Below are 12,032 nucleotides of genomic sequence, written 5' to 3' on the forward strand. Positions count from 1 at the left end.
GGTAGAGTCGCGGGCTTGCCCATGGACCAACGACTGACATTCCGCACCGCCGCGCTCCTGATCCTGCCTCCGCTGCTATGGGCAGGCAACGCGGTCACCGGCCGGATGCTCAATGGCGTGGTGCCGCCCGTCACGCTGAACCTGCTGCGCTGGGCGCTGGCCTTCGTGCTGCTGCTGCCGCTGGCGGGCTGGGTGCTGCGGCCGGGCAGCGGGCTGTGGAAGCACTGGAAGCGCTATTCCGTCCTCGGCCTGCTCGGGGTGGGCTGCTACAACGCCTTGCAGTACCTCGCGCTGAAGACCTCCACGCCGGTCAACGTGACGCTGGTGGCGGCCAGTTCGCCGGTGTGGATGATCGGCGTGGGCGCCCTGTTCTTCGGCGTGCGCATCACGCGGCGCCAGGTGCTGGGCGCCATCCTGTCGATCGCCGGCGTGCTGGTGGTGCTCGGCCGCGGCGACCTGGATTCGCTGATGCAGGTGCGCCTGGTGCCGGGGGACTTCTACGTGCTGCTCGCCACCGCCGCCTGGGCCGTGTACAGCTGGCTGCTGGTGCGCCCGGGCGATCCGCCGGCGATCCGGACCGACTGGGCGGCCTTCCTGATGGCGCAGCTGGTGCCTGGCCTGGCCTGGTCCACGCTTTTCGCGGCCGGCGAATGGGCCGGCGGCGACACGCACATCGCATGGAGCTGGCCGCTGGCGGGCGCCCTCGCCTACGTGGCCATCGGCCCCGCCATCCTGGCCTACCGCAGCTGGGGCCTGGGCGTGCAGCGGGTAGGGCCCACCATTGCCGGCTTCTTCGCCAACCTGACGCCGCTGTTCGCGGCGCTGCTGTCGGCCGCCTTCCTGGGCGAGGCGCCGCAGCCGTATCACGCGCTCGCTTTCGCCCTGATCGTTGGCGGGATCCTCGTCTCGTCGAAGCGCTGAACCTTAGTAAGTCCCCGGATAAGCGCCACCGTCCGTGAGCACGTTCTGCCCGGTGATATAGCCCGCCTGCTGGCTGCACAGGAAGGCGCAGGTGGCGCCGAACTCCGCCGGCGTGCCGAAGCGCTTCGCGGGAATCGTCTGGCGGCGCGCCGCCATCACTTCCTCCAGCGGCTTGCCGGACTTTTGCGAGGCCCCGATCATCGTGCCGCGCAGGCGATCGGTGTCGTAGGCACCGGGCAGCAGGTTGTTGATTGTGACATTGGCCGACGCCAGCTTGCTGCTGCGAGCGAGCCCCGCGACGAATCCGGTCAAGCCGCTGCGCGCGCCGTTGGACAGGCCCAGGATGTCGATCGGCGCCTTCACCGCGCTCGAAGTGATGTTGACGATGCGCCCGAAGCCGCGCGCCGCCATGCCGTCGACCGTGGCCTTGATCAATTCGATCGGGGTCAGCATGTTGGCGTCCACGGCCCGGATCCAGGCCTCGCGATCCCAGTCGCGAAAGTCACCCGGCGGCGGCCCGCCGGCGTTGGTGACCACGATGTCCCAGTCGCGGCGGAGGGCGAACACCTGCTCGCGCCCGTGCGCCGTGGTGATGTCGGCGGCCACGTGCTGGACGGCCGCCGGCGCCGGCCGCGCGGGATCGGCCATCAGCTGGCGCGCCGCGGCCTCCAGCGCTTCGGCGCCGCGCGCGACGACGACAACGTTAACTCCTTCACGCAACAGGGCTTCGGCGCATCCAAAACCCAGTCCTTTGCTCGCGCCGCACACCAGCGCCCATTTACCTGCAATACCCAAATCCATAATAATCAGCCCTTCTTAAAGCTGAGCCAATACTAATAACATGACAGTAGCGATGCGCACATCATCGGCGATTTTCCTCGCCTGCTGCCTCGCGACCTCGGCCCACGCGCAAGGTTTCAAGTTCTCCAATCCGTCCCGCGACGAGCAGGCAGCGGCCGCCGCCAACTCGCGCAAGGACGCCCTCATCGCCGAGCAGCTGGCGACGCCCTGCCGCGAGCGCATCAAGAACCGCAAGATCGTGGTGCTGGTGGCCGAAGAAAACAACGGCGCGCTCAGCTCGGCCCAGGGCAACTTTGGCCGCCACGTCGAGGCGATCAACCAGCGCCTGCAGGCCGTCGGCCTGAAGACCTACTCGGCCGAACAGATCCGGCGGCAGGTCGCGCAGGAAGAAGTCGACGCCTATTTCAAGAACGATCCGGACCGCGCCCTGAGCGCGTCCAAACGGCTGGCGGCGCAGTACGTCCTCAAGGGCGTGATCGCCACCGAGGCGGCCTACAAGCCGATGGTCAACGTCAACCAGGTCAGCGTGAACATGGATTTCACCCTCACCGACGCCGCGGGCCGTCCGATCTCCACCGCAAAAACGACCAACGCCAGTTACGCCGGCGCCGACGTCGCCGGCATGGCGCTGCAGCTGATCGAGGAACGCGCCGGTGAGGTGGTTGCCCAGTTGTACAGCGACCATTGCCGCAGTGCCCGCTGAAGAACAGGTTTCAAAGAGGAGTGAGAAGAGCATGAACAACAGGATCCTTCGCGTCACCGCGGCCATGGCCGCCATCACCTTCGCCGGCTGTGGCGCCGCGCTCGCGCAGCCCACCTTCGGCAACCCGTCCCCCAATGCGGCCAGCTCCACCTCGCAGAAGGCCAATGCCGCGGCGGACCAGGCCGCCTACCAGGAAGTGGCCTACACCAACAAGGGCAAGGCCGGCCCCGCCCTGGTGGTGATCCCGGGCGAGATCAAGAGCGCCAGCGCCGACTTCCTGCAGAAGTTCGGCCCCAACAACATCGCCGACTTCGGCGAACTGGAGCTCTCGCAGGCCAACTTCCAGGTGCTGGAGCGCTCCAACCTCGGGCCGCTGCTGGGCGAGATCTCGCTGGCCTACAACCTGGGCGATCCCGCCGCCGCGCGCAAGACCATGCAGGTGGGCAAGCTCAAGACCACCAAGTGGGTGGTGAAGTTCGACATCCTCAAGGCCGAACAGATCGCGGAGAACAAGTCCGGATTCGATGGCGGCGCCGTGGGCGGCGTCATCTCCACCCTGGGGGGCTGGAGCCGCAACGCCTGGGCGGCGGGCCAGGTCGCCGGCTCGGTGCAGACCAAGGAAAGCACCGGCGTCTGGCTGATCGGCATGCGCTACAAGATCATGGACGCGACCACCACCGAGCAGGTGGCGCAGGGCTACAAGGAACTGAAGATGGAAGTCGGCGCCAACGCCACCAGCGTGATGGGCGTGTCGCAGTCGGCCAAGGGTGGCGTCGGCCTGGACACCATGGTGCAGCGCCTGGTGCAGACCAGCGTCTGGGAAATCGACAACAAGTACAAGTGATCGCGGGTGTGCAGGAACACTTCGCGATGAAACGGCTCGGCAAGTACCAGATCCGGCGCGTCCTGGGCAAGGGCGCGATGGGCATCGTCTACGAGGGCTTCGATCCGGTGATCGAGCGCACGGTGGCGATCAAGACCATCCTGCCCTCTCAGATCCAGGGCGGCGAATTCGCCGAGCTGATGGCCCGCTTCAAGCGCGAGGCGCAGGCCGCCGGCCGCCTGAACCACCAGGGCATCGTCGCCATCTACGACTACGGCGAGGAGATCGCGCACGACGTGGGCGAGGACGACGCCACCATGTTGGCTTCGCCCACGCCCGCGCAGGCCGGCCAGCAGGTGGCCTACATCGCGATGGAGTTCGTCAAGGGCCGCGAGCTGCGCGACCTGTTCGCCAGCGGCGAGCGACTGCCCGTGGCCGACGTGGCGCGCATCATGACCGAGGTCCTGGAGGCGCTGGACCACGCGCATGCACAGGGCGTGGTCCACCGCGACATCAAGCCGGCCAACCTGATCGTGCTGGACAACGGGCGCGTGAAGATCGCCGACTTCGGCATCGCGCGCCTGGAGGCCTCGGAGCTCACGCAGACCGGCGCCGTACTGGGCACGCCCTCCTACATGTCGCCCGAGCAGTTCATGGGCCAGCCGCTGGACGGCCGCAGCGACCTGTTCTCCTGCGGCGTCATGCTGTACCAGCTGCTCACCGGCGAAAAGCCGTTCACCGGCGAGTCGACGACCACCCTGATGTACAAGGTGCTGCGCGAAGACCCGGTGCCGCCCTCGCAACTCAACATGTCCTTGATGCCGGCGCTGGATGCCGTCATCCAGAAGGCGCTGGCCAAGAGCCCGAACCAGCGCTTCCAGAGCGGCAGCGAATTCGCTCAGGCCCTGCGCAGCGCCGTCGCCGGCCAGCCCGTGGCGCCGCAGCCGGCCGCGCCAGCCGCCCAGCCCGGAGCCGCCCTGCCGGCGGCCGGCCCCCAGCGTTCCACTGGCTTGTGGGTGGCCGTGGCGGCCTCGGTGGTTGCCGTGGGTGCGGGCGCCTTCCTCTTCCTCGGACGGACGTCCCAGGCGCCGGCGCCGGCAGCCGCTGCGCCGGCGGCGGCGCCTGCCGCGGCCCCCACCGCCCCGGCCACCGCCGAGGCCGCGGTGCCCGCCACCGAACCCGGCACCATGGTGATCAGCGCGCTGGGCGTGGTCGACCCGCGCGACGCGCGCTTCAAGGGCGACCTCGGCGCCGCGCAGCTCGAGGCCCGCAGCCAGGCCAAGCGCCAACTGGTGGAAAAGGCGCTGGCGCTGTACGTGGAGCGCGCCTCGCTCGAAAGCCACCAGGGCCTGATCGAGCGCAAGCTGTTGTCCAACTCCGGCGCCTTCATTCGCAACGTGCTGCAGGAAGGCGCGGCCGACGCCGGCAAGGCCGGCTTCCTCGAAATGCCGACCCGCGCCGTCGTCAACGTGCGCGACCTGCAGAAGTCGCTCAACGAGCTCTCGCGCGAGGAGCGCATCGAGTTCATCCGCAACCAGGGCGACCCGCGCATTTCGATCCGCATCGACATCGGCGCCGAAGGCGGCGCCGCGCTGGGCCGGGAGCGTTCGCAGCTGGCCGAGAACGTGGTCAAGGACCGCATCAAATCCTTCGGCTTCCGGGTCTGGGCGGCCGAGGGCGACAACCCCAACGGGGCGAACGCGCAGGCGGCCGACTTTGCGATCCGGGGCGAGGTCAAGCTCAAGCAGCTGTCGGCCAGGCTGCCGGCGTCGGGACTCACCATCACCAAGACCACCCTCACCTCCTGGACCCTGAAGGCGGTCGATACGGCGAGCGGCGAGGAGGTGTACCTGAGCACGCGGCTGCCGGCCGGCCAGAGCTGGAGTTCGGAAGACCAGGCGCTGGCCGAGATCGGCAGGCTGGTGGGCGACGAGTTCTCCAAGAACTTCTTCCTGTCGCACTTCAGCTTCCGTCCGCAGAATGCCATCCTCACCTTCACCGGCCTGCCCGAGGGCGGCGCCGCGCTGATGCTGCGCGAGCTGCGCGCCCTGCGCGCGGTGCTGGACGCGCAGCCGCTGGCCGAAGGCCGCTTCCGGGTGCAGCTGCCCCAGGGCAATGCGCCGGACGTCGTGCAGGAAGCGGTGCTGCGACCGCTCAATGCCAAGCTGGGCGCGACCTGCCTCACCGTCGCCGGCGCGGCGGGCGGCGAAGTGACCATTGCCCTGGCGGGCTCGTGCGCCAATGCGCAGATGCGCGCCAAGCTCGAGAGCGAAGTCCCGGCGGGCCTGCGCGCCGCGGCGAAGATGATCTAGGGCCTGTTAACGCTATGGGAGGGCTCGCGTGACCCAGGAAACGGGCGCCATCAAGGCGCAAAGCACAGCCGGGGTGGGGCCCCGGCGAGCATTTGCAACGCCGAGGGCGCCCGTTTCCTGGGTCACCCTTCGGGCCGGTGGCTGTCAGGCCGCAGGGCGTCGTTGCGACCTCGTTGTGTGCACGAGCACACGGCCTCGGCCGCGCCTAGCCCTGCAGCCTGACACCCACCGGCGCGGGCCCTCCCATAGCGTCAACAGGCCCTAGTGGCTTCAGGCCCGGGCGGCGCGGCTGAACACGAAGATCCCGGCGATCACCAGCACCGTGCCCGCCGCGATGCCGGCGGTGAAGGGCTCGCCCAGGATCAGCACGCCCATCAGGATGGTGGACATCGGGCCGACCATGCCGGTTTGCGCCGCCATCGCCGGGCCGATCCGCTCGATCGCCATCATCACCAGCAGCACCGGCACCGCCGTGCAGGCGATGGCATTCAGCACCGACAGCCAGATCACCGGCGGCGCCACCTCGAAGGCGCTTGCCACGGGGCGCAGCAGCAGGAACTGAACGATGCAGCACACGCAGGCGACGCTGGTGGCCAGCCCCACCAGCCGCAGCGCCCCGAGCCGCTGCACCATGCGGCCGCTGTACACCAGGTACACCGCATAGCTCACCGCGCTGGCGAACACCAGCATGGCGCCGAGCGCGACGTTGGCGCCCTCCAGTCGCACCTCCTGGCCGAACACCCAGATCACCCCGGCATAGCTGATCGCCATGCCGGCGAACTGCCTCGGCTCGAGCGACTTCCGGTACAGGATCCACCCGAGCAACATCACCAGCGTCGGATTGAGGTACAGGATCAGCCGCTCCAGCGACGCGCTGATGTACTGCAGCCCCGCGAAGTCGAGGAAGCTCGCCAGGTAGTAGCCGCTGACACCCAGCCCGATCACACCCAGCCAGTCGGCGCGCGACAGCGCCGGCTTGCCGCGGCTGGCCCACCAGGCCATGCCGGCGAACAGCGGCAGCGCGAACAGCATGCGCAGCATGATGAGCGTGACCGCGTCCACCTCATGGCGGTAGGCGAGCTTGACGATGATGGCCTTGCCGGAGAAGGCGATCGCGCCGGCCACGGCCATCGCCAGCCCGGACACGAGGCGCGGGTCGCGTTGTTCGCTCAATCGGCGAACACCGTGGAGTGCAGCTTGCGCAGCGACAGCCAGACGCCAAATGCGACCACGGGGATGGCCAGGGCGGCGGTGCTCTCGGCGCTCCAGGGCCAGCCGACCGCGTGCGCGCCCTTGGCGAGGTAGCTCACGAGGCCGACGATGTAATAGGTGATCGCCGCCACCGACAGGCCTTCCACCGTCGCCTGCAGCTTCAGCTGCAGTCCCTGGCGCCGGTTCATCGTGGCCAGCAGCTCCTGGCTGCTTTGCTGCTGCTCGATCTCCACGCGGGTGCGCAGCAGGTTGCTGATGCGCGACACCCGCTGCGACAGCGCATCCTGCCGGCGCGCCGCCCACTCGCAGGTCGCGCGCGCGGGCGACAGGCGCCGCTCCATGAACTCGCCGATGGTCTGCAGGCCGGCCAGCCGCGTCTCGCTGATGTCCTCGATGCGCCGGTCCACCAGCTGGAAGTAGGCGCTGCTCGCCGAGAAGCGCGAGTGGGTCGCCGCGTGCTGGCTTTCCACCTGCCCGGCCAGCCGGGTCAGCCGGTCGAGCAGTTGCGGTTCCTGGTCGCGCCCGGCGGCGCGGATCGAACCGGCCAGCTCGGCCAGTTCGCCTTCCGCGGTAGCCAGGACCGCCGCGGCCTCGCGCGCCGCAGGCAGGCCGAGCAGCGCCGCCATGCGGTAGGTATCGATCTCGATCAGCTGTTGCACCAGGCGGCCCAGGCGTCGCGGCGTGATGCCGGCGGCCAGCAGCACCATGCGCGAAAAGCCGTCGGCGTGGATCGCGAAGTCGGTGTAGACCTCGCCATGGCCGTCGACCACCGTCGAGGCCACCAGCGTGTCCTCCTGCAGGACATGCTTGACCAGGTTGCCGTTGACCGCCGAACCGCGGGCGGACAGCAGCCACAGGTGCAGGCTCGCCAGGCATTTGCCCGGCAGCTGCGCCAGCCATTCCTTGGGCACGGCCTCGATCGCCGTCGGCGGCTCGCGCTCGCCGAAGGCCTCGGCGTCAAAGGCGCGCGTGAACGTCCAGGTCACGAACTCGGTGTGCATCTCCCAGCGGATGCGGAAGGCCCCCAGGTCCATGCGCAGGTGCGCCGCCCCGGCAGCGGGCTGCGGCAGGTGGCGCTCGCGCAGCAGCGCGGCCAGGTGCTCGCGGCTGGCCTCGCGCTCGCCGGCATCGGCCGTCATCACGATGTGCGAGATCGCCAGCGGCGCGCTCATGGCCTCGGGCGGCCGGGCATGGATCTCGTTGTGAAGGGGAATGCGCTGCGGATGGGTAGCGTACATGGTGTGGTGGAACCGGACTCGTGTTCAGCGTCCCGCCAAAAAAATACCGCCTGGGCCGCAGGCGGTATTTTGTCATCCGGTGTCGCCGGCGCCGTCAGTCCTCGACGAAGGCTTCTTCTCGCTTGGCCTTGATCGAGGGCAAGGCCACGATCACGATCAGGATCAGCGCCGCCGCGAGCAGGCTGGCCGACAGCGGCCGCGTGATCAGCACGCTCCAGTCGCCGCGCGAGAGCAGCAACGCGCGCCGCAAGTGCTCTTCCATCATCGGCCCCAGGATGAATCCGAGCAGCAGCGGCGCGGGCTCGCATCCCAGCTTGATGAACACGTAGCCGATGACGCCGAAGATGGCGACCGTCCAGACGTCGAAGGTGTTGTTGTTGGTCGAGTACACGCCGATCGCGCAGAACAGCACGATGGCCGGGAACAGCCAGCGGTAAGGAACGCTGAGCAGCTTGATCCAGATGCCGATCAGCGGCAGGTTGAGGACCACCAGCATCAGGTTGCCCAGCCACATGGAGGCGATCAGCCCCCAGAACAGCTGCGGGTTGCTGGTCATCACTTGCGGGCCCGGCTGGATGTTGTGGATGGTCATGGCGCCCACCATCAGCGCCATCACCGCGTTGGGCGGAATGCCCAGCGTCAGCAGCGGGATGAAGGAGGTCTGCGAACCGGCGTTGTTGGCCGATTCCGGCGCCGCGACGCCGCGGATGTTGCCCTTGCCGAACGGCACCTCGCCCGGCTGCAGGCGGGTCTTCTTCTCGATGGTGTAGGCCGCGAAGGACGACAGCAGCGCGCCGCCGCCCGGCAGGATGCCCAGCGCGGAACCCAGGAAGGTGCCGCGCAGCACGGCCGGCAGCATGCGCTTGAAGTCCTCCTTGGTCGGGAACAAGCCCTTGACCTTGCCGGTGAAGACTTCACGGTGCTCGGACGACTGCGACAGGTTGCTGATGATTTCGCCGTAGCCGAACACGCCCATGGCGATCACCACGAAGCCGATGCCGTCGGTGAGCTCGGGGATGTCGAACGAGAAGCGCGCCACGCCCGAATTCACGTCGGTGCCGATCAGGCCCAGGAGCAGCCCCAGCACGATCATCGCGATCGCCTTGATCAGCGAGCCGGAGGCCAGCACCACGGCGCCGATCAGGCCCAGGACCATCAGCGAGAAGTATTCGGCCGAACCGAACTTGAAGGCCACTTCCGTCAGCGGTGCGGCGAAGGCCGCCAGGATCAGCGTGCCGACGCAGCCGGCGAAGAAGGAGCCCAGGCCCGCGGCTGCCAGCGCCGGCCCGGCGCGGCCCTGCCTCGCCATCTGGTGCCCGTCGATCACCGTTACTACCGAGGCCGATTCCCCCGGCAGGTTGACCAGGATGGCGGTGGTCGAGCCGCCGTATTGCGCGCCGTAGTAGATGCCGGCCAGCATGATCAGCGCCGACACCGGCGGCAGCGCATAGGTGGCCGGCAGCAGCATGGCGATGGTGGCCACCGGGCCGATGCCCGGGAGCACGCCGATCAGCGTGCCCAGCACGCAGCCGATGAAGCAGTACAGCAGGTTGATCGGCGTGAAAGCCACGCCGAAACCGGTCATGAGGTTCGTGACGAGTTCCATGTCGGTGATCCTTGTCCTTGTATTTTCAGCCGGTGATGAACGTCGGCCAGACCGGGAACTGCAGCTTGAGCAGCACGACGAAGGCCAGGTAGCTGCCGATGGCCAGGACGGTGGCCAGGATCAGGTTCTCCTTGAGGTTGAACTCGTCGCCTGCCAGGCTGGCCACGAAGACCAGCCCGTAGATCGCCAGGATCAGCCCCATGGGCGGCAGCCCGATGCGGGGGAGCCCGCCGAGCAGGATACCGAACAGCACGTTGGCGCCGATGATGAAGGACAGCGGCTTCCAGGCCCACTTGCCGATCGGCTCGCCGTCCTCGGTTTCGACCACGAGGGCCTCGAACACGATGAAGCCGCCCAGGCCCGTGAGCAGGATGCCCAGCACCAACGGGAAATAGCCCGGCCCCATGCGCGCGCCCTCGCCGATGCTGTAGTTGGTGGCGGCCCAGGCAAATGCGATCCCGACCGCCATGAACATCAGGCCGGAGTAGAAGTCCCGCTGGCTCTTTATCTTCACGGTGCACCCCTCGAAAAGGAATCTCGATGGCGCATTTTGGTGGCAACGGCAGTGTCACCCGATGTGGGTTTCACCTATGGCAGTCGCGCCGGCGGCCGCGTGGCCCTAGTCCAGCGGCGGGGTGGCAGTGAGCACTTCCTCGACCGTGGTCAGGCCCTCGGCCACGCGCAGGGCTCCGGCCAGGCGCAGCGGGCGCATGCCGTCGGCCACCGCCTGGCGGCGCACCCCTTCGATCGAGGGCTCGCGGCTCACCTTGTCCTTGAGCGCCTCGCTCACGGTGAGCAGCTCGTACAAGCCCATGCGGCCCATGAATCCGGTCATGCGGCAGTCCACGCAGCCCACCGGCTGGTAGGGCTGGTAGCTGCCGCTGATCTTCCAGGGCTTGACCACGGCGTCCAGCGCCTCCCGCGGCGCGTTCTCGTGCGGCCGCCGGCACTGTTTGCACAGGGTGCGCACCAGCCGCTGGGCCAGCACCCCCAGCACCGTGGCATTGATGAGGTAGGCGGGAATGCCCAGCTCCAGCAGCCGGCTGATCGCCGAGGGCGCGTCATTGGTGTGCAGCGTCGAGAACACCAGGTGCCCGGTCAGCGCGGCCTGCACCGCCATCTCGGCCGTGGCCAGGTCGCGGATCTCGCCGACCATGATGATGTCCGGGTCCTGCCGCATCAGCGCCCGCAGGCCTTCGGTAAAGCCGAAGTCGAGCTGCGGCTGCACCTGCGTCTGGTTGAAGGCCGGCTCGATCATCTCGATCGGGTCCTCGACGGTGCTGACGTTCACCTCTTCGGTGGCCAGGCGCTTGAGCGTCGAGTACAGCGTGGTGGTCTTGCCCGAGCCGGTCGGCCCGGTGACCAGCACGATGCCGTGCGGGCGCCGCACCAGCGCTTCCCAGCGCTGGGCGTCGTGCTGGGAGAAGCCCAGTCCGTCCAGATCCTTGACGGTGGTGTCGGGGTCGAAGATGCGCATCACCATCTTCTCGCCGAAGGCGGTGGGAAGCGTTGAAAGCCGCATCTCGACCTCATCGCCGCGTTGGTTCCGGGTCTTGATGCGCCCGTCCTGCGGCCGGCGCTTTTCGACCACGTCCATGCGGCCGAGCAGCTTGATGCGCGCGGTCATCGCATTGAGCACGGGCAGCGGCATCTGGTAGACCGGATGCAGCACGCCGTCGATGCGGAAGCGGATCACGCCCTGCTCGCGGCGCGGCTCCAGGTGAATGTCGCTGGCGCGCTGGTCGAAGGCGTAGGTCCACAGCCAGTCCACCACCTGCACCACGCCCTGGTCGTTGGCGTCGAGCTGCTTGTTGGTCTTTCCGAGTTCGACCAGCTGCTCGAAACTGCCGCCGCCCGCGTTGCCGCCGGTCTTCTGGGCAGCGCGCACCGACTTGGCCAGGGCAAAGAACTCCGCCGTGTAGCGCTGGATGTCCTGCGGGTTCGCCAGCACGCGCCGGACTGTGCGCCGCGACTGCCGTTCGACTTCGTCGACCCAGTCGGCCAGGAAGGGCTCGGAGGTGGCCACCACCACCTCGCCGGCGGTGACCTGCACCGGCAGCACCCGGTGCCGCTCGGCGTAGGCGGCGCTCATGACGTCGGCCACCTTGCCCACGTCCACCTTGAGCGGATCGATGCGCAGGTATTCCATGTCGCAGCGCACGGCCAGCCACTGCGCCAGCGTCTCGACGTCCAGCGGCTTGCCGTCCTTGCGCGTGATCGCCACGGCCGGCAGCCGCACCAGCGCGTGCTGGGCGCTTTCGGCCTGCGAGCAGCGCGAGATCGTGCGCTGCGCCTCCTCGGGCGAGATCACACCGTCCTGCGCCAGCCAGTCGACCAGCAGGCGCCAGGTGACGGGACCGTGATGCGCGGCGCGGTGGGCTTTGGCGGAGGTCTGGGGAGGGGCGGCGCTCATGTC

10 protein-coding genes are annotated in these 12,032 nt (G+C 68.5%); 4 read left to right on the plus strand and 6 right to left on the minus strand.

Features of this window, described 5'->3' with window-relative positions:
* Positions 1-21: 21 nt before the first annotated feature.
* A complete protein-coding gene (locus UC35_RS04605; RefSeq protein ID WP_061496640.1) occupies positions 22-921 on the plus strand; it encodes a DMT family transporter in 900 nt (299 codons plus the stop codon).
* Between the two features lie 3 nt (positions 922-924).
* Here the strand turns inward: UC35_RS04605 and UC35_RS04610 are convergent, their stop codons facing one another.
* Complete coding sequence (locus UC35_RS04610; RefSeq protein WP_061496642.1) at positions 925-1,722, minus strand: SDR family oxidoreductase; 798 nt, start codon at positions 1,720-1,722, stop codon at positions 925-927.
* A gap of 52 nt (positions 1,723-1,774) precedes the next feature.
* On the opposite strand from UC35_RS04610, the gene UC35_RS04615 reads away from it, so the two are divergent.
* Genes UC35_RS04615 through UC35_RS04625 form a run of 3 tightly spaced genes read left to right on the plus strand, consistent with a single transcriptional unit; the run spans position 1,775 to position 5,560 of the window.
* Positions 1,775-2,425, plus strand: a complete 651-nt coding sequence (locus tag UC35_RS04615) for a hypothetical protein (RefSeq protein ID WP_061496643.1) — start codon at positions 1,775-1,777, stop codon at positions 2,423-2,425.
* Positions 2,426-2,456: 31 nt separating this feature from the next.
* Positions 2,457-3,269: a hypothetical protein gene (locus tag UC35_RS04620; protein ID WP_061496645.1), complete on the plus strand. Its 813-nt coding sequence runs from the start codon at positions 2,457-2,459 to the stop codon at positions 3,267-3,269.
* Between the two features lie 26 nt (positions 3,270-3,295).
* The gene (locus tag UC35_RS04625) at positions 3,296-5,560 is read left to right on the plus strand and encodes a serine/threonine-protein kinase (RefSeq protein WP_082793512.1); all 2,265 of its coding nucleotides are present in this window, start codon (positions 3,296-3,298) and stop codon (positions 5,558-5,560) included.
* A gap of 270 nt (positions 5,561-5,830) precedes the next feature.
* Here UC35_RS04625 and UC35_RS04630 read toward each other — a convergent pair whose 3' ends face one another.
* The 5 genes from UC35_RS04630 to UC35_RS04650 all read right to left on the minus strand — a co-directional run bounded on the left by UC35_RS04630 (position 5,831) and on the right by UC35_RS04650 (position 12,029).
* Positions 5,831-6,691: a DMT family transporter gene (locus UC35_RS04630; RefSeq protein ID WP_082793514.1), complete on the minus strand. Its 861-nt coding sequence runs from the start codon at positions 6,689-6,691 to the stop codon at positions 5,831-5,833.
* A 38-nt stretch (positions 6,692-6,729) separates the two neighbouring features.
* Positions 6,730-8,010, minus strand: a complete 1,281-nt coding sequence (locus UC35_RS04635; RefSeq protein WP_061496650.1) for a DUF3422 family protein — start codon at positions 8,008-8,010, stop codon at positions 6,730-6,732.
* Between the two features lie 94 nt (positions 8,011-8,104).
* Positions 8,105-9,616, minus strand: coding sequence for a tripartite tricarboxylate transporter permease (locus UC35_RS04640; RefSeq protein ID WP_061496652.1), 1,512 nt, complete (start codon positions 9,614-9,616; stop codon positions 8,105-8,107).
* 25 nt (positions 9,617-9,641) lie between these two features.
* Positions 9,642-10,130 carry a tripartite tricarboxylate transporter TctB family protein gene (locus UC35_RS04645; RefSeq protein WP_061496653.1) on the minus strand — a complete coding sequence of 163 codons (489 nt, stop codon included), beginning with the start codon at positions 10,128-10,130 and terminating at the stop codon, positions 9,642-9,644.
* Positions 10,131-10,235: 105 nt separating this feature from the next.
* The gene (locus UC35_RS04650; protein ID WP_061496655.1) at positions 10,236-12,029 is read right to left on the minus strand and encodes a GspE/PulE family protein; all 1,794 of its coding nucleotides are present in this window, start codon (positions 12,027-12,029) and stop codon (positions 10,236-10,238) included.
* Positions 12,030-12,032 lie beyond the last annotated feature (3 nt).

The sequence above is a fragment of the Ramlibacter tataouinensis genome (genome assembly GCF_001580455.1).
In the GTDB taxonomy this organism is placed as follows: Bacteria; Pseudomonadota; Gammaproteobacteria; order Burkholderiales; family Burkholderiaceae_C; genus Ramlibacter; species Ramlibacter tataouinensis_B.

What these genes read in the sequence shown, in the direction of transcription:
- UC35_RS04605 (WP_061496640.1), top strand. Translation starts at nt 22, where the DNA reads ATGGACCAACGACTGACATTCCGCACCGCCGCGCTCCTGATCCTGCCT.
- UC35_RS04610 (WP_061496642.1), bottom strand. Translation starts at nt 1,722, where the DNA reads ATGGATTTGGGTATTGCAGGTAAATGGGCGCTGGTGTGCGGCGCGAGC.
- UC35_RS04615 (WP_061496643.1), top strand. Translation starts at nt 1,775, where the DNA reads ATGCGCACATCATCGGCGATTTTCCTCGCCTGCTGCCTCGCGACCTCG.
- UC35_RS04620 (WP_061496645.1), top strand. Translation starts at nt 2,457, where the DNA reads ATGAACAACAGGATCCTTCGCGTCACCGCGGCCATGGCCGCCATCACC.
- UC35_RS04625 (WP_082793512.1), top strand. Translation starts at nt 3,296, where the DNA reads ATGAAACGGCTCGGCAAGTACCAGATCCGGCGCGTCCTGGGCAAGGGC.
- UC35_RS04630 (WP_082793514.1), bottom strand. Translation starts at nt 6,691, where the DNA reads ATGGCCGTGGCCGGCGCGATCGCCTTCTCCGGCAAGGCCATCATCGTC.
- UC35_RS04635 (WP_061496650.1), bottom strand. Translation starts at nt 8,010, where the DNA reads ATGTACGCTACCCATCCGCAGCGCATTCCCCTTCACAACGAGATCCAT.
- UC35_RS04640 (WP_061496652.1), bottom strand. Translation starts at nt 9,616, where the DNA reads ATGGAACTCGTCACGAACCTCATGACCGGTTTCGGCGTGGCTTTCACG.
- UC35_RS04650 (WP_061496655.1), bottom strand. Translation starts at nt 12,029, where the DNA reads ATGAGCGCCGCCCCTCCCCAGACCTCCGCCAAAGCCCACCGCGCCGCG.